We start from the raw sequence: 18548 nt of genomic DNA, 5'->3' as shown, positions 1-18548 counted from the left end.
ACTTGTACGTGCACGTCATGATGTAGCACTATGTAGGATGATCGAGGTTTTACACGTTTTAAAACTTTAATATAAGAGATTGATTCGCCGGGATCTGCACCGGAATCCGACCTTGAAAATGTTCCACAGATGATTCCTTATCGGTCAATAGATCTTTAAAATGTACCTGTTTGCCACTCAGATCAAAGGCTTCCATCACATCAGCAGGCAGGTTAATAGTTAGTTCCTGCGCGGTGTGCTCGAAATTATTGACGATCAGCAACCGCTCGTTCTCGGTATAACGCAAATAAGCGTAAACGCGGCGTGGCATGCTGGCATTATCGTGTTGCGCAGGCATTAGATCATAAAACCCACCGGCTCTGATGGCCTTTTGGTCGCGCACTACATGCAATAACGTGCGGTAAAACAAGCGCAACTCTTTATCCGATTCCGTCAATTGCCCACCATCAAATGCGCCTTCATTCATCCATTTCTGATGTTGAGGTACGCCCCAGTAATCGAAGATCGTGGTACGGCCATCTTCTCCGCTAAATCCTGCATTACCTGCTCCCGGTTCTCCCACTTCTTGTCCGCTGTAGATCATGACCGGACTGGTGGAGAGGGTTGCTGTGACGACCATAGCAGGTACCACCCGCCAGGCATCTCCTCCAAAATCTGGAGACGCAAAACGCTGCTCATCGTGATTTTCTAAAAAGCGAAGCATTTTCGAAGAATACCCTGCTACCTCGCGTCGCCATACATCCTGTATTCCTTGCACACCGGCCTGATCCTCCAGTCGAACCAAGGTTTTCAAGGTATCGTATAACCCTACTTTATCGTAGAGATAATCAAATTTGCCTACATCGTAGAAGTTGGCGTATTCGTTTTTATTATAGGCTTCTCCAATGAAGATTATCTCGGGATATTCTTGTTTTACTTCTTGCACGACCCAGCTCCAAAATTCTACAGGAACCATTTCGACCATATCACAACGGAAGCCATCTACGCCTTTAGCCGCCCAAAATAGCAGGATATCCCGCATTTTGTGCCACAATGGTGGAATAGGTTCAAAATTTCGCCTATTGTTTTCCTGCACGTCTACGCCGTAATTCAACTTGATTGTCTCAAACCAATCGTCTTTCGAAGGACTGGCAGAAAAGACATTGTTACCCGTCACCTTTGCCGGGTACTCGTCAAATTTACCGTCTTTTGCTGCCGATTGAAACGCATCTCCACCCGGATTGTATCCCTGTGGAACCTGCAAATGCTGTCCCGGTAAATAATAAAAATCATTACCCGCAGAAAAGGAAACGTCGGTATTGTCGTCTGCCCCTAAATCACGAACGTTGGCCGGCTTCTGGTCGGATCCGTACGAACGCGCCACGTGGTTAGGTACAAAATCGATGAGCACCTGCATGTCCGCTTGATGTGTACGCGCGATAAGTTGTTCAAATTCATGCATGCGATTGGGTACGTCTACTGCAAAATCGGGATTTACATCGTAGTAATCCTTGATCGCATACGGTGATCCTGCACGTCCTTTCACGACATCCGGATCGTCGACCGCAATGCCATGAGCACTGTAGTCTGTCATAGTAGCATGTTCAAGCACACCGGTATACCACATATGTGTAATGCCCAGATCTTTTAATTCAACAAGTGCTTTATTGGTGTAATCGTGAAACTTACCTACGCCATTCTCTTCGATAACGCCATAATAAGCATTCGTGGTGTTTTTGTTCCCAAAGTGCCGAACCAGCGATTGATAGATCACTAACTTATTATCCGGAGTCGGTTCGTTCAGCGTATTTTCTTTATTCAGCAGCGCTAAGTTATTCATATGCGAAGAAGCACAGGAAGATCCCATTATTATAGCCAGAAGCATCGGCAAGCACCTAGTGGGGTATCCAGTATATTTCATTTAATTATCGATGTATAGACGATCAGATTAGGTATCGTGTCTGATCCTTCATTAGGACAATACAATTCTTTTTTTGTTTAATCTCTTTCTTTGAAAGGTGAAAGTGGTCACCAAAAATAGGCAGCCACTTTCCTGAACCTTTAGGCATTTGCCACCATCGGTTGCGACACATCCAATTTGCTTTCCGCATGGATGGTATGCAGCGTATCCGCAAGAACGACTTGAACAGCTTGTTGGCCAGCATTCGTCAGGCGTACGCCTTCCCTGTTTACCGTGATTTGCAAATCGGCTCCGCGGAAATTGATTCGGAAGCTATAGCTGTTCCATTGTTTAGGCAGAATTGGCTGAAAATGCAATTTACCGTCTCGCACGCGCATTCCCGCAAATCCCTCTACGATCGTCATCCAGGTACCTGCCATGGAGGTGATATGCAATCCGTCTTCCGTATCATTATTATAATCATCCAAATCCAATCTAGACGTGCGCAGGTAGAATTCGTACGCTTTATCTTCTTTACCCAACTTGGCAGCAATGATGGCATGTACACAAGGGGATAGCGAGCTTTCATGTACCGTCATGGGTTCGTAGAAGTCGTAATTTCTACGAATGGTATCCAGATCGTATTGATCTTCCAAAAAGTACAACCCTTGCAATACATCTGCTTGCTTGATAAAGCAGGAGCGCAGAATGCGATCCCAACTCCACTTTTGGTTCAATGGCCGCTCGGAAGCAGGCAAGTCGCTAACTGGAATTAACTCCTTATCCAGAAAACCATCTTGCTGCAAGTACACGCCGCCTTCCGCATCTTCCGGATAGTACATGTTGGCCACGATATGCTGCCACTTTTCTTTTTCCGCTGGTACAAATGAGGCGCCCTCTAAAATACGCTGTAGACGCTCGGGATGGGTGGACGCTAACTCCCCTATGACATCAGCGGTATACTGCAAACACCAAGCAGCTATGCGGTTGGTGTACCAGTTATTATTGACGTTGTTTTCGTACTCATTCGGGCCAGTGACGCCCAGCATAACATACTGTTGCTTAGCACCGCTCCAGTTCACGCGCTGTGCCCAGAAACGTGCAATACCCATCAAAACCTCGAGACCGTATTCTTGCAAGTAACTATCATCACCTGTATAGCGTACATAATTGTAAATAGCAAAAGCAATGGCTCCGTTACGGTGAATTTCTTCAAACGTAATCTCCCACTCATTATGACATTCTTCCCCATTGATCGTAACCATAGGGTATAATGCAGCACCGTCTTTAAAACCTAACTTAGCTGCATTTTCAATTGCTTTCTCCAGATGCTTATAGCGATAAATCAAGAGGTTTCTGGCGATCTCCGGCTTGGTTGTAGCCATATAGAATGGCAAGCAATAGGCTTCGGTATCCCAATAGGTAACGCCACCATACTTCTCGCCGGTAAAGCCTTTCGGCCCAATGTTCAGCCTGTCATCTTCGCCGGTATAAGTTTGATAGAGCTGGAAGATATTGAAGCGAATCGCTTGCTGTGCGGCGATGTCGCCCTCAATTTGTATATCGCTGTCTCGCCAGATTTTTGCCCAGCCTGCTTCCTGATCCTGCAATAGCTTTTCAAAGCCATCGCCACTCACGGTTTTTAATAAGGCTTGTGCATTGGCTTCCAAATCGGATACGGGATGGTTTTCACTGGTCAGAATAACCACATATTTGTAAAGAATAGCCGTTTCGCCTTCCTGTAAATCGAACGAAAATTGCTGTGCGACATATTTATCCCTATCGATTACCTCTGATACGTCTACCGGATTCTCATGGGCGATGACCCGCTGTGCCACCCGGCTATGTACATCGAATCCCGTTTTCTTGGTACGCAGTTGCAGACTAAGCTGTCCGTGATCCGTGGAACGCTTAACTTCTTCCCAAAACTTCTCGTCATAGTTAGAATCCCGATTGCTGACATCACCATCCAATCCGGTTTCTAACACTATACTGGCCTGGCCTTTTAATATCTTAACCTCATAAGATAACGCGGCCGATTGCGACTCTGCTACACTGTATATTCTTTGGGAAGTGATGGACAAAGCAGTTTGATCTGGCATCACCAACTCCACGTAGCGATGTAGGACGCCCGCTCTCATATCCAGCCGCCTTTCGAAATGTGTGACTTCTACCTGAGCCAAGTCGACCAACGTGCCATTCACCGTGAGGTGTAGACCAATCCAATTGGTGGAGTTGATTACCTTCGCAAAATATTCAGGATACCCATTTTTCCACCAACCTACGCGGGTTTTGTCTGGATAATATACGCCAGCCACATAACTGCCCGGGAGTGTCTTGCCCGAATAATCTTCCTCAAAATTTGCGCGTTGTCCCATCCGACCATTTCCGATGGAAAAAATGCTTTCAGAAATCTCATTGTATTCTGGTCTGAACTGATCTTCTATAATCTGCCAGGGATATTTAACTATATAATCTTTCATCTATGTGTTATCTTTCTTTAGACATTTATTAAGGTAAGTAAACCGCTTTTATAGGCGGTCGTACCCTTTTTTGTCCTCGGTTACTTTAATAATCTGCTCAAATTTGGAACCAGTACATTGGCCTCCGGCAAGGCGCCTTCTTCACCGATACCAACCACGGCCATGCCACCCGCTACAGCAGCGGCAACGCCAGCTTCGGCATCTTCAAAGACCAAGCAATCGCCTGATGAGAACCCCAATTTCCGTGCTGCACAAAGAAACACCTCTGGGTTGGGCTTGGAGAGCGTTACTTCATTGCCATCCACAATGGCGTCGAAAAACCGCGCGATGCCTGTTTTTTCTAAGATAAGTGGCGCATTCTTGCTAGCAGACCCCAAGGAGATCTTCTTTCCCGCAGCACTGGCTTGTTCCAAAAATTCCAGCACGCCAGGTAGTAGGTCGGAGGCCGTCATCTTCGCGACCATCTCCAGATACCAATCGTTCTTTTGCTGCGCAAGTGCCAACTTTTCGGCTTCGGTTTTGCTGACCTCACCCCAATGGAGTATTTTCTCCAGCGATTCTACTCTACTTACTCCCTTTAGTTGTTCATTCTGTGCTTCTGTAAAATCAAAGCCCAGCTGGTTCGCTAACCGTTTCCATGCGGCATAATGAAATACCGCGGTATCTACCAATACGCCATCCAAGTCAAAAATATAGGCTGGTCGATTTAATATCGAGGTTGTTCCTAATGTCATTTTGTTTGCTCTCTTTGTTGTGTTTTTTATTGCTGTAAGTGTAATCTATCGTAGCTCTAACGTGATGGCTGTAAAACCTGGCACAGTAACCTGATCTTTGATATCCACCTCATTTCCTGCTACCACATCCAAACCTGATGTATACTTTTGTACGCGCTCCGCAAAGCGTTCGGTTTTGATCGTCTTCTCGCCTTCGTTCGTATTCATGATGACCATGATTGTTTTTTGATCATCATAACGGAAGTATACGTAGATGCCATCTTCTGGCACAAACTGCATCAACTTTCCGGTTTGAAGCACGGCATTATCTTTACGGTATGTTGCGAGCTTTTTCACGTGGTCAAATACTTCATTCTCGACATCATTTCGACCTTCGCTGCGGAACTTATTTTGTTTGTCGCCAGCCCAGCCTCCCGGAAAATCTTCGCGCACTTTGCCATCAGGATCAGCAAAATTTTTCATCGCAATCTCTGCGCCGTAATACAATTGCGGAATCCCACGTGTGGTCAATAGCCAGGTCAATCCCGATTTGTATTTGTTAATATCTTCGCCTACAATCGACAGAAAGCGACTAACATCATGGTTATCTAGGAAAACCACATTACGTGTCGGATCTTTATAAACATAATCATTGGCTAGGGTACTATAAAGGGCATTCACGCCTTCCGTCCAACCAAAAGGTTCTGTAAAGGTTTTATTAATCGCATGGTAGGTCTGAAAATCCGTCACCGCCTGTAAATGCGTGTCAAAATGTTGATTGACGGTGCTACCTTCGGTAAACACAGCTTGATTGGCAATACCGTGCACCCAAGTTTCGCCAAAGTAGGTCATGCTCGGGTACTCTGCCGTGATATCTTGTGCCCATTTGGCCATATAATCAGCATCGTTGTACGCATAGGTATCTAAACGAAATCCGTCGACGCCAGCATACTCAATCCACCAAATATGGCTTTGAGTAATGTAGTTTTGCATGAATTCAGTTCGCTGATTTAAGTCGGGCATAGACGGTACAAACCAGCCATCCGTCATCTTGCGTTTATCTGATTGGGCCGCATAGGGATCAAACAATACTTGATCTTTGTAGGTGGTATTGGTGTATTCGTCCCAGTTATTTAGCCAATCCTTGTAGGGTTGCTCTTTCACTGTCCAATGCTCAGCGCCTACATGATTGTGTACCAAATCCTGGATGAGCTTCATATCTCTCTTATGCAACTCATCTGCTAATTTGCGGTACAAATCGTTGGTTCCTAGCCGGGGATCAATCTGATAAAATTCGGTAGCGGCATAGCCATGATAGGAGGCTTTCTCCATGTCATTGGTCAATACGGGATTTAACCAAACGGCGGTCACGCCCATATCTTTTAAGTAATCCAACTGATTGATCACGCCTTGTATATCTCCGCCGTGGCGGTAGTAAAGCGAATCACGATTCATTGCTGTCTCCCGAGCGCTTTTAACCACATCGTTGGATGGATCGCCGTTCGCGAAACGATCAGGCATAATTAAATAAATAAAATCTTCATTGGTTACGCCTTGCGCTTTCTTCTGCTTCACATCACGCGCTGCTAAGGTATAAGGCATGACGATGTCTGACTTCCCTTGCTCAGAAAAAACAATATTGAATTCGCCTGCTTTTGTTTTAGGATCGATTTTCAGATCAAGAAACAAGTAGTTTGAATTATCCACACGGTGCACCTTCTCCAGCTCCACCCCTTTGTGGTTGATTTTGGGAGTACGGTTACCCAGATCTTTATGGAAGACCATCAACTGTACCGTGGGATTGTTCATACCTATCCACCAACTGAGCGGCGCAATGCGTGGTGCATCAGACGCTAGCATTTCCTGGGCATGTGTCAGGTTTGCGCCGGATAAAACAAGCGCTGCTACGGCAAAAATTTTCGTTAACTTCATATGGATTTCATTTGTTTTTAAATGGCCATTCGGAATACTTATGAGTAATTAACTGTGTTTCACGAATATGCGCATTTCCTGTATTCGTTCTATCGCTTTAAAAAACGTTGTCCTAGCCTAACGAGGCTAGGACAACGTGCTGAAATTTCTATTGTGCTTCCAGCGTATACGTATAATAGCCGGCGTTGCTCAAATCCAACGTGACTAAGTACCTTCCAGCATTAGTGACTCGCAGGTTGCCTCCGTCATAGCTTAGTACGCCATTACGTGGTCCTGCTCCTAAGCCGATAGCCCAAGCTTTGTTTGCCCGGAATTTGAACTCGCCGGGAGTCATGTTTAACGTCGCAGTCCATACACGATTCGTAGCATCGTAGGTCATGGCGACATCGTTACTATCGTCCCATCCGCCAGCGGCCTCACCTATAATGCCCCAAGTCATTGGAGTCGCAGACCATGTCAACGCTTCCGTATCAGCTTTCAACAGATAATAACCCGCCGCAGGCGCTTCCAGATTATCCGCATTCCCCGCCGAACTCAATTTTCCTGCGCCTCCAGTACCGTAGTTTGTGCCATCCCAGTTAGCCTGGCTGGAAAATTTGAAAGCCAGATTGCCAGCTGTGAAATTGGCATAACCCTCATATTTTGTATCCCCTTCGATAGAACCTAATCGGTAATCCATGCTATGCGCCCAACCATTCAATGCTCCTGCGATATATAGTGACGGCAACATAACCACATCAGCATATGGTGTAGCCTTCAAATCCACTACATTGGAATACTGTATGTTATTAGGTGCCAAAATCACGACCAATCTCGCCACCAATTCAACCGGCTCTTCCGGTGTGGCTTTAACTTCCAACAGCGCCGCGTTAAGTTGAGCGACAGTCATCGCAGCATGGGTATTTTCCGTATCCAATATCAGAATCGGATCTCTACCTCGAAAACCGCGAGCCTTGGTATCTATTTGAATGGCGTAACGCAAAATATTGGTACTAACGCTATTGTTTGACCAAGTTACCTCTACCGGTGACCAGTTAAAGGTAAATGCAGTATCAGCAGCATTAGATTGCAGTAACACCAGCGAATCTTGAGATATGGTCAGTGTAGGCACTTCACTGGAGCTTACACTCACCAATTGGGCTTCTTTTTCGCAGGCACTTAGTGCGAAAATACCCAGAAGGCCTAGGGCTATATGATAAATGAATTTCATGTTCGTTTATTCAAAAAATGTCAAAATCTGTGGATTAATATCCTGGGTTTTGTGTCAGGTTTGGATTAGCAATCACGTCGGAAGCAGGCAGCGGGTAGATGCTACGGAAATCTGGCACGGATGTGCCGGATGTGGTACCGCCTTTGAATGGCCATACGTAGGTACTGCCTGTATAACGACCGAAGCGGATCAAATCTGTACGGCGATAGCCTTCCCAATAAAATTCGCGTGCGCGTTCATCTAGAATGAAATCTAAACTGATACTGCTGACGTTTCCAGATGTATTGCCATAGGCACGGCTGCGCACGGTGTTTACATAATTCACTGCCTCTCCCATACTTCCACCGCCACCGCGTAGCACGGCTTCGGCATAGATCAGATAAGCATCTGCCAGACGCATTAACGGAAAATCTATAGACACCTGCGTGCCATCATTGGATGGTGCGACTTGGTTATTACGATCAATGTTTTTAAATTTTGTTACCGCAAGACCTTGTACAAATACCGCAGGATCCGTAATGTTCGGATTTTCGCCAAAGAACATCGCGCGACGATCCGTTTGTCCGCTAGGATCAGTAAATTTAGCGGGTAGCGTGCGACGGCTACGATTACCACCCCAGCCACCATTAGGAATACCTAATGCGGCCATATTCATACCTGACCCACTGGAAGAATTGACTAAGAAAGTTGTCCCACCAAAGTTTTGAGTTCTGATCGCATCATAGTTAATCGATAGAATGACTTCATCCTGTCCAATGTTATTATCGGCCAAGAATAGGTGCGCATAGTTTGCTTTCAAAGTATAAGCCGAGTTGATCACCCGAGAAGCATAACTCAACGCATCGCTGTAACGGCCAGTGCCGGTGTATACTTCGGCATTGAGGTACAGTTTGGAAAGCAACATCCATGCTGCCGCTTGATCCGCACGACCGTACTCATTCTGGCGAGGTGCCACCAATTGCTCCTGTACAGCTAACAATTCTGATTCTACATAGTTGAATAGTTCTGCACGAGTGATCTGTGTCGGTGGCGTCTTGCCAATGGTGTTCTCTTCAGTAACAAAAGGTGGGTTGCCAAATAAGTCCATCATCACCCAATACTGGAATGCTCGAAGGAATCTTGCTTCCGCCCGGAAATTGCGTACGTTTTCGGCATCTTCACCTACGATACCTCGTGCAGCCAAATTTTCATCCGAACTCTCCCGGATAAAATCGTTGGCTACTGTAATCTGGTACATAGAGCGGGCATACATACCTAAAACCACCACGTTATTAGACGACCAGGTCTGACTGTTGATTTCAGATATACCAGGATCCTGTACCCAAGCGCAAATGGCATTGTCAGAAGCGACCTCCTGTAAGTTAAAGTACAAGCGGAGAAAGTCAGAAGCACCGGCATCAATACCAGCGATATCTCCATCGCCGGAAATACCTCTACCGCCAGACATAGCCATACTGCCGTAGACTTTGGCCAACGATTGTTTGTAGCCTTCTACCGACTGGTACACTACGTCGGAAGTGACGTCATTGAGCGGTACTAAATCCAATTTATCGTGGCAGGCAGATGCACTGAATAGGATCGATGCGGCTAGTATATATTTTAGAAAATTGCGTTTCATAATGTTGTCTTTTATTACTGATTACAAATCAAGGTTTATACCCAATACGAACGTACGTGGACGTGGATACAAGTTATTATCAATACCATCTTGTATTTCCGGGTCAATTCCACGATAACCACTTAGTACAAATACGTTTTGCACGTTACCCGACACGCGGATATTTTTGCCTTGGCCTAATGCATCTTGGAAATTATAGCCTACTGAGATATTATCCATACGGAGGAATGATCCATCGTGCAGGTAAAAATTACTCAAAGCCCGGTTATTGATAAAGTTCGTATTGGTCAATGAACTTGGTGCGTTATTGATGATGCCAATTGGACTCAGCACGTTGTTCCGGACAGATAGATTAGAACTGATGTTATCATACACATGTTGGCCAAGATTTGCGCGCAATACGGTGCTAAATGTCCAATTTTTATAATCAATCCCCGTGGAGAACCCCAGTAAATAGCGTGGAAGTGGAGAGCCAAACAGACTGCGGTCTGCATCATTGCCTACACCGTCCCCATTCAAATCCGCATATACTCCTTCTAACGGACGACCATCTGGACCATAAATCTGCTGCTGTAGGCGGTAGGTAAACGGGCTATATCCTACCACATGTGCCTGTACATTCTGGCCCGTACCACCCGTAATACCGCCTACTTCTACGAAGTAGTTAGGATCGTCAACCGCAGTCAGATTAGTTACTTTATTGGTATTATACGTAAAATTGAAATTCACATTCCAGCTGAAATCTTCACGGCGTATCGGGATGGCATTTAGATTAAATTCTACGCCGGTATTTTCCATATTACCCACATTTGTCAATAAACGGTTGCTAAAGTTGGTACCAATTGGAATAGGAATGGTACTTAATAAGTCACGCGTGCGCTTACGATATACATCAATGCTACCGTCAATACGATCGCCTAGAATCCCAAAATCAACCCCGGCATTGTAGGTCGCCGTGCTTTCCCAACGAAGATCTGCATCATACGCTATAGGCGAATAGGTCCGGTAAAACTCATCGCCAAACTGATATTGGGCTTCGTTTACACTTAAGTAATAGTTAGGTAGGTACGAGTAATTCGCAATGCCATCCTGTTGCCCGGTAACTCCGTAACTCAAACGTAGATTCAACTTAGATAGTGTAGTTACCTCCTCTAGGAAGGATTCTCGGTTGATTCTCCAGGTAACGCCCGCCGAAGGGAAGACACCCCAGCGATTTTCCGGACTATAGCGAGATGATCCATCCGTACGCAACGTACCAGATATAATATATTTCTCGTTAGCTGTATAAGTGGCACGCCCAAAATAAGAGATTAATCGATTCTGTTGAATATCTCTTGGAAATACTGGCTCCGTCAATACCGATCCATCCGCCCGTAGGCTTGGATAATTTCTATTTAACGTTTTATAATCATAGTAGCCATAACCTGCCGTAGCGTCCAAATGACCGTTTATAGCAGAGAAGTTCTTATTATAATTTAAATAAAACTCGCCTACTAAATTAGTATAATCGTTCATATAGCGCGTTTGCAATCCTTGCGTAGTGTTATTTAGTGCCGCAAAATCTGGCACAAATACATCACCCTGACCACGAGAAATATCATAGCCTAGATTTAAATTTGCTCTCAATCCCGGAATAAATGGCGTGGAATAATCCAGCTGTATATTACCAAAGCTACGTGCTACTTTCGAGTCATCGTCCTTCAGATCTATCATGGCCAAAGGATTACGAGGAGCTAACGGATGGGGTACATCACCTTGCATATATTCAAAGTAGTTTCCATAGGCATTCTCTTGATAGACTGGTTGCGTAGGATCAAATACAATGGCGGAACCGATCGCATCGTCGTTGGCAAACATAGAGTTCTGTAGAGATCCTTTCAGATTTAAATCTACCTTTAAACTGTTATTAAAAAATTTTGGCGTCACGGAAAGACTCGCACTGGTGCGATCCATTACATCCCTTTTTAGTACACCTTGTTGATTTAAATATCCTACAGAAGCACGGTAAGGAAGGCCTTTGTATGCTCCGGCAATACTGACGTTGTTGTCTGTAGTAAAAGCCGTACGGAAAATTTCGCGTTGCCAATCGGTGTTCGCCTCGCCAAGGCGTGCGATCTGCGCAGCGGTGCCGTAGGTGTTCACATAAGAACGTAGACTGTCTGCCGACATTACATCATAGTACTTATCTATAGTAGAAAAAGAATTTACCGTGCTAAAGTTAATTCGAGGCGCGCCGCTAGCTCCTTTTTTGGTGGTAATCAATACAACACCGTTTGAAGCACGAGAACCGTAGATCGCAGTGGCATTCGCATCTTTCAATACCGTGAATGACTCGATATCATTTGGATTAATAAGTGACATGGGGCTGGCTGTACCGGCCACCGTAGTGGGGCTAAATGGCACTCCATCAATCACGTACAACGGATCATTACTCGCATTTAACGAAGCTCCGGCGCGGATACGTACCGTGCTTCCTGAGCCTGGGCGACCACCCGATGAGGTAATCTGTACACCCGCGGCTTTACCTTGGATCAATTGCTCCGGAGTGGTAATCACCCCTGTTTGGAAATCCTTGGATCCTATCGCTGTGATAGATCCGGTCAATTGGTCTCTTCTTTGTGTACCATATCCAATCACCACTACTTCCTCCAGATCACTGGACGATTCGTTTAATTGAAAATTTAAGGTGTTTGCACCTGCTGCAATAGCCGTGGCCTGCGATGCGGTTTCGAAGCCTACGATTTCTGCGGTAATGGTACGGTTACCGACCGGGATGCCGCTTATCGTGTAAGCGCCGGTTGCATCTGTAGACGCGGCAATCTGAGATCCTAGCACGCGAACGGTAGCGCCTTGCACAGCTTCCCCACTCCGCGTTGTGACGCGACCAGATAAATTACTGGTTTGGGCATAAGCTGACGCAAACAGCACCATAAACAAGCTGAAGCTCATTACTGAACGTAAGGTAAATTTGCTCATCATAGTATTACTGTGGTTTATAGTTGTTTTTTATTGTATGTGTTTTTCGATCGATAGCAGCGTATGACAGATTAAAACAATCTGACCAAAAAAATTAAAATAACCGACAACGGACCATAGTCTGTAGGGATATCCCAATTTGCATTCTTACGTATTTTCTGGTTACTATTTATAATTGTGGCCTCAGACCTATCATCAAAATGAGATCGTTCCCGGGAACGTTCCCAAAACTATGCTAAGGTAGTACAAAAAACAAATTTCACAAAGTTTGTGTAAAAATATTTTAAGTTTTACGACTGGAATTTTGGAATATCAACTCAGAGTCTAAGAAAACGAGCTCGCGTATGCCATCAGGCTTTCTGCCGCACAGGATATCAAATAGTTGTGTTGTTGCTTGTATACCCATTTCGTATGCCGGTTGCTTCACAACACTGAGGGAAGGTTGAAGCATATCGGCAATATCCAAACAAGAGAAGCAAATTAGCTTGAGATCATTGGGTATCGTCAGTCGAAGTTCTTTAGCGACCCGAATAGTACTCATCGCCAATCGCTCTACTGACGCAAATATGGCATCCGGATGTTGTTCTTCTATCAGCCTTTTAATGTCTGAGAAGTTAACATGAACCTCATTGGAAGTATCTAATATAAGTCGCTCATCTACAGACAATTTAGCTTCTTGAAGCGCTTTTTTGTATCCTTCCATACGTATTTTTCCGATAGATACATCTTTATTAACGGCTAGGTAGGCAATACGTTGGGATCCATTAGAAATCAGATGTTTAGTTGCCTTATAACTGGAGTCAAAATCATTTCCGGTGATGCATGCTGTAGGTACATCCTCATAATAGCGATCAAAAAATACAAGTGGAACTTTATTGTTTTCCAAGAGCTTGAGGTATTCGTGATTACTCCCCTCACCAGAGCCAGACATAATCACGCCATCAACACGTCCGTTCACCAATGTGCGGATGATATCGGCCTCTTTTTCCGCGCTATGGTCTGTCACGTAAATCAAGACATGGTAGCCATTACTACGAGCTACCCATTCAATTCCTTTAATCGCTTGCGAGAAAAACTTGTTACCAAATTCTGGAATAATGATCGCAATGGTATGGCTCTTATTACCTCGCAAGTTACTAGCGTATAGATTTGGAGAAAAACCCAATTCAGTAGCCTTTTGAAGTATCCTCTCCCGCGTCTTTGGATTGATATCGTCACTATCGCGAAACGCACGGGAAACCGTGGATTTGGATAGTCCCAGTGCCGCAGCTAATTCTACTATTGTTATGTTGTTTGCCATTTCAATTGATTACGCAAACTTAATTAAAAAAGGAATCACTTGACTTGTACAAAACGCAGTTCAAACTATTTATCAAACCATCCCCCCTATAACCAAAAGGATCAGGCTAACGCCTAATCCTTTACATACTATTGTAAGTTGAAATTTGCCGAAAAGCACTCGTAATTCAGCAGCCATATTATCTAAGGAGCTGGGTAAAGTGCATTGATTCCGGCGTAATCACCAGAAGATAAAGCATTGCGCTGCCTATTGAATGTAGATCCGTCTAAACGTGTCATAACAGGACTTTGAGGATCAATGGCAAAGTTGAACGACGAATACATCATTATTGATCCAAAATCAAAGGGTCCATGCCCATCGTAGCCCGGGTATATGTTGAAATTATTATGCGACCCTTCCCTTGCCCGCTCCGTCATAACGATGAGAAACTGATCTCGATCCGGTCGGCATTGTTCATGACGCATACCCATGGAATGCATGATTTCATGAGCAATAATTCCAGGAGATTGAATATTGACAACCCTCACCGTATTTACTCGATTACGTCTCCATCCCAACGGGGAGCTATTAGTTGTCTCTGAGTATACAAAATTAATATATTCTGGCTGAGTGGTTCTTTCGATAAATTGTACATGCGTTTGAGCCTGAATCATATTGATCGCCCGATGTATGTTATTTATGTACAAATCGTGATTTGCTTGTGTTAAAGATCCCTGTTCTGGAAGGGTATAAAACAGCGTATTATTCGGCCATCTTGCACTTAGACTTTGAACAATGGTAGCTCTCTCGATCGTAGGAATACCATCATTTGCCAATCTCATCAGCATTCGGAATTGTTCCGGACTAATCGTTAAATCCTCTGCAAAATAATATTCACCTTTTATCTCATTGACTAAGGTTTCTCTACCGTTTATACGTAAACGATGTATGGTTGTATCGTTTCCTATTTTATAAGACTGATGATTTGCAATGCGATTTTCATCCTGAGAATTCAGGGAATGGAGATCCTGTTTGCAGGAAACAAGAAAACTTATTAATCCTATTGCAAAAATTAAATTTAAGTACTTCATAATGTATAATTTTAGGTTATAAATTTCTTTATCTACACAATATTACACATTTAATTAAATCAAAGAAAGTTGATTTTAAAATATAATCATAAATGATAAGCGCTGATTTATAAGGCTAAATCAAGAAATGTAATAGCTTTAAACTAAATCTATTAAGCACATAAATAATTTCCAAAATTTAATGAAAGTTGATCGATAGAATTGAAGATCGAATAAGCCTACACTCAGTCACAAAAAGGGTGTCCTTCTAATCAGCCGTCTCTAGAACAATAACATGATTAAGCTCATCAACATCGGATTTTGAAGAAATTATGGCATTGCCCTCGCTTATTTTCACTTTTATAGCTGTACCGTCTGCCAATGAATACGCTTTTTTAATTTTCTTATACGGAAACTTATTCAAGGTGATGTCATTACCATCATTATTAAATACGTGGACATAGACCTTATTGCCTTTCTGGGTTAGGCAACCCCAAGATTGAGGGGCGATATAGCCAGCAGATGTTCCATACACACTTTCACCATAGGTTTCCAACCAAGAGCCCACTGAATCCAATCGTTCTTTAAACTCAGACTGAATTTCACCATTCGGCATAGGACCAATATTTAACAAAAGGTTGGAGCCTAGACCAGCAGCTTTCACCAAATATTCTATCAATTGCTTTGGCGACTTATAAGTGGTATCACTTAAGTTAAAACCCCAAGAACCATTAATTGTCTCGCAGGCTTCGATAGGCAAATGGTCTGATGCCTGTTGAAAGCTTAGACCCGACTTATTCTCTCCTGGAAGATCACGCTCAAACATCTGAAAATCTTCACCGGGCAAAGGGCTCAAGTGATGATTATTTCCGATCAGACACTGTGGCTGTAACTGATGGATCAATCCATAGATTTCCTCGTATTTCCAATCAATCTTGGATGTTCTGTCTTCTTGTCCTTCTGGTGCAGTTTGATCCCAATGACCATCAAACCAAACTCCCGCAATTTCTCCGTAGTTGGTTAGTAGTTCCGTTAACTGATTTTTCATAAACTGTAGGTAACTCGCATAGTCACCCTTACCTGTTCTACCGCTATGCTGCCCAGTTCTTCCGGTTTCGTATGGATAATCTTCTCTCCTCCAATCCAACAACGAATAATAAAGGAACAATTTCATGTCTTGCTTCCGGCATTCATCAGCGACCAATTTTACGATATCCTTTTTATACTGCGTGTTCATAATGTTGAAATCAGAATACTTTGTATCCCAAAGACTGAACCCGTCATGATGTCTCGTGATCAAGGTGATATATTTCATACCTCCTTTTTTAGCCGCAGTTACCCACTCTTCGGCATTAAATTCAGTTGGATTGAAGAAGCGTTCCAATAATGTGTAATTTTTTACGTTAATCTTACGATCATTCATCACCCACTCACCGCTACCCGGAATACTAAAAGGCCCCCAATGTATAAAAAGACCAAACTTTGCATCAGAAAACCACTTCCTAGCTTCCAAATTGGAAGGGGAAGGTGTATAGGATTGTGAAAATGAATATTGCCCTAGAAGAATGAATAAGAAGAAGAAGAGAGGTCTTAAAAACATAACGGTTAGTTTCGGTTAACAACTATTTTTACCTAAAGTAAAGAAATAAAGTCGGTTGTCCTATTTTTTGAATTTGCAAATTCAAAAAACAGGAACGATAGCGATAGCAATTATCGCACTAATTTTTTATAATTTCCTCCGCCAAATCGTCCTTATATTTTACGATACATGCTTTCAGATCTTGTTTTAGCGATTTGACAAGTTTGCTATCTTTGAATTCTTCGTAAATATTATTCAATTCCTGCGGATCATCTACTAAGTTATAAAGTTCCCAAAAATTCTCATTGCTATAGAAGCGCACGAGTTTGTACTTCGGAGTTCTAATTCCAAAATGAGGCATTACACGATGTGGTTCGGGGTATTCATAATAATGATAATAGATCTTGTCTCGCCAACGCAGTATTTTATTCTTCAATAGCGTAGCGAAAGATTTTCCCTGAATCTCGGCAGGTATTTTAACTTCTGCTATATCCAACAAAGTAGGAGCCCAATCGATGTTTAACATGGATTGCTCAATCACCGTGCCCCCTGTAATAACACTAGGATAACGGATCAAAAATGGCGTTCGCAAAGATTCCTCATAAATAAAGCGTTTGTCAAACCATCCATGTTCTCCTAAATAAAATCCCTGATCAGACCCGTAGATCACAATTGTATTTTCGGCCAGACCATTGTCTTCTAAGAACTTGAATATCTTTCCTATATTTCGATCCAATGCATTCGCTGTTGCGAAGTAATCTCGCATATAACGCTGGAACTTCCATTCCGCCAATGCCTTTCCGGTAAGTTGCCGTTCGTTGAATTCTTTACTGATACGGTCACCATAATACGCTTTATAGGCAGCACGCTGTTCTTGATCTAATCTGCTGTACAAGAAATCGGTCTCATAATCCACGTTTACTTTTAGATCAAAGCGCAACTGCATCGTTTCTGCTATGCTCATATCCTGATGAGCAGCGGCTCTGCGATTTTCGTAAGTATCATAAAAACTTGACGGAATAGGAAAATCAACATCATCGTATGAACCTAAATCTTCCAGTGCCGGCAACCATTCCCGATGTGTAGCTTTCTCACCGATCATCAGTAAAAATGGCTTATCCTGATCTCTATTAGTTATCCAATCGGTAGAGAGATCGGTGATAATATCGGTAACATAGCCTTTGTAAGCTACCGTATCATTATTTTGAGTGATAAAATCCGGATTGAAATAATGTCCTTGATTAGGTAGCACTTTCCAGTAATTAAAGGCATCATGCGGTAATGTTTCCAAATGCCATTTTCCGATCCAAGCGGTTTGGTACCCTGCTTCTGTTAATGTTCTCGAAAAAACGAATTGATTAATATCAAATTGTTTATCATTGGAAATAAAGCCATTGACATGGCTGTATTTCCCTGTTAATAACGCCGCTCTACTTGGCCCGCAAATAGAATTGGTCACAAAAAAGTTCGTGAACAATGCTCCTTCTTCTGCAATGCGATCGATATTTGGTGTCTTTGCTAATGGATTACCATAAGCACCAATAGCTTTATTCGTATGATCATCGGATAGTATAAATATAATATTAGGCCTGTCCTTCTTTACTTTTTTAGTTAGCGACTGAGAAAAGGACATCAACACAGGAATGAAGACAAATAAGAGATGTAAAAAAACCAGTCTTAACATGTTGATTAAGATTTATCTTGATTAAAGATATGATAATCTTTATAAACAGTAATAGTAGAGGTAACAAAAAGTGTTTATACGCAAAAAAGCCCTTGCAATTTTGTTGCAAGGGCTTTAGTATAAAA

General features: G+C 43.3%; 11 protein-coding genes. All 11 read right to left on the bottom strand.

Annotated elements, in window-relative coordinates; genetic code table 11:
* Positions 1-58: 58 nt before the first annotated feature.
* Positions 59-1900, bottom strand: a complete 1842-nt coding sequence (locus tag M8998_RS14725; RefSeq protein ID WP_249994177.1) for an alpha-amylase family glycosyl hydrolase — start codon at positions 1898-1900, stop codon at positions 59-61.
* Positions 1901-2040: 140 nt separating this feature from the next.
* Positions 2041-4362, bottom strand: a complete 2322-nt coding sequence (locus tag M8998_RS14720) for a glycoside hydrolase family 65 protein (protein WP_249994175.1) — start codon at positions 4360-4362, stop codon at positions 2041-2043.
* 80 nt (positions 4363-4442) lie between these two features.
* A complete protein-coding gene (pgmB, locus tag M8998_RS14715) occupies positions 4443-5096 on the bottom strand; it encodes a beta-phosphoglucomutase (protein WP_249994173.1) in 654 nt (217 codons plus the stop codon).
* A 45-nt stretch (positions 5097-5141) separates the two neighbouring features.
* Positions 5142-7007: a glycoside hydrolase family 13 protein gene (locus M8998_RS14710; protein ID WP_249994171.1), complete on the bottom strand. Its 1866-nt coding sequence runs from the start codon at positions 7005-7007 to the stop codon at positions 5142-5144.
* 148 nt (positions 7008-7155) lie between these two features.
* Positions 7156-8217, bottom strand: a complete 1062-nt coding sequence (locus M8998_RS14705; RefSeq protein ID WP_249994170.1) for a SusE domain-containing protein — start codon at positions 8215-8217, stop codon at positions 7156-7158.
* Between the two features lie 34 nt (positions 8218-8251).
* Entirely contained in the window at positions 8252-9835 is a 1584-nt protein-coding gene (locus M8998_RS14700; RefSeq protein ID WP_249994168.1) for a RagB/SusD family nutrient uptake outer membrane protein, read from the bottom strand.
* A 21-nt stretch (positions 9836-9856) separates the two neighbouring features.
* Positions 9857-12814, bottom strand: a complete 2958-nt coding sequence (locus M8998_RS14695; RefSeq protein WP_249994165.1) for a SusC/RagA family TonB-linked outer membrane protein — start codon at positions 12812-12814, stop codon at positions 9857-9859.
* 280 nt (positions 12815-13094) lie between these two features.
* A complete protein-coding gene (locus tag M8998_RS14690; RefSeq protein ID WP_249994163.1) occupies positions 13095-14111 on the bottom strand; it encodes a LacI family DNA-binding transcriptional regulator in 1017 nt (338 codons plus the stop codon).
* A gap of 182 nt (positions 14112-14293) precedes the next feature.
* Positions 14294-15181, bottom strand: coding sequence for a M12 family metallopeptidase (locus tag M8998_RS14685; protein WP_249994161.1), 888 nt, complete (start codon positions 15179-15181; stop codon positions 14294-14296).
* A 247-nt stretch (positions 15182-15428) separates the two neighbouring features.
* Entirely contained in the window at positions 15429-16760 is a 1332-nt protein-coding gene (locus tag M8998_RS14680) for an alpha-L-fucosidase (RefSeq protein WP_249994159.1), read from the bottom strand.
* Positions 16761-16878: 118 nt separating this feature from the next.
* Positions 16879-18423, bottom strand: coding sequence for a sulfatase family protein (locus tag M8998_RS14675; protein ID WP_249994157.1), 1545 nt, complete (start codon positions 18421-18423; stop codon positions 16879-16881).
* Between the last annotated feature and the right edge of the window lie 125 nt (positions 18424-18548).

Source organism: Sphingobacterium sp. lm-10, from assembly GCF_023554555.1.
Lineage (GTDB): Bacteria > Bacteroidota > Bacteroidia > Sphingobacteriales > Sphingobacteriaceae > Sphingobacterium.
Note: the sequence above shows the minus strand (reverse complement) of the source record. Positions and strands in the feature narration are given on the sequence as shown.

Bases quoted from the DNA above. Each gene is read 5' to 3' on its own strand.
- M8998_RS14695 (WP_249994165.1), bottom strand. From the start codon at position 12,814: ATGATGAGCAAATTTACCTTACGTTCAGTAATGAGCTTCAGCTTGTTT.
- M8998_RS14685 (WP_249994161.1), bottom strand. From the start codon at position 15,181: ATGAAGTACTTAAATTTAATTTTTGCAATAGGATTAATAAGTTTTCTT.
- M8998_RS14710 (WP_249994171.1), bottom strand. From the start codon at position 7,007: ATGAAGTTAACGAAAATTTTTGCCGTAGCAGCGCTTGTTTTATCCGGC.
- M8998_RS14705 (WP_249994170.1), bottom strand. From the start codon at position 8,217: ATGAAATTCATTTATCATATAGCCCTAGGCCTTCTGGGTATTTTCGCA.
- M8998_RS14700 (WP_249994168.1), bottom strand. From the start codon at position 9,835: ATGAAACGCAATTTTCTAAAATATATACTAGCCGCATCGATCCTATTC.
- M8998_RS14720 (WP_249994175.1), bottom strand. From the start codon at position 4,362: ATGAAAGATTATATAGTTAAATATCCCTGGCAGATTATAGAAGATCAG.
- M8998_RS14725 (WP_249994177.1), bottom strand. From the start codon at position 1,900: ATGAAATATACTGGATACCCCACTAGGTGCTTGCCGATGCTTCTGGCT.
- pgmB (WP_249994173.1), bottom strand. From the start codon at position 5,096: ATGACATTAGGAACAACCTCGATATTAAATCGACCAGCCTATATTTTT.
- M8998_RS14690 (WP_249994163.1), bottom strand. From the start codon at position 14,111: ATGGCAAACAACATAACAATAGTAGAATTAGCTGCGGCACTGGGACTA.
- M8998_RS14680 (WP_249994159.1), bottom strand. From the start codon at position 16,760: ATGTTTTTAAGACCTCTCTTCTTCTTCTTATTCATTCTTCTAGGGCAA.
- M8998_RS14675 (WP_249994157.1), bottom strand. From the start codon at position 18,423: ATGTTAAGACTGGTTTTTTTACATCTCTTATTTGTCTTCATTCCTGTG.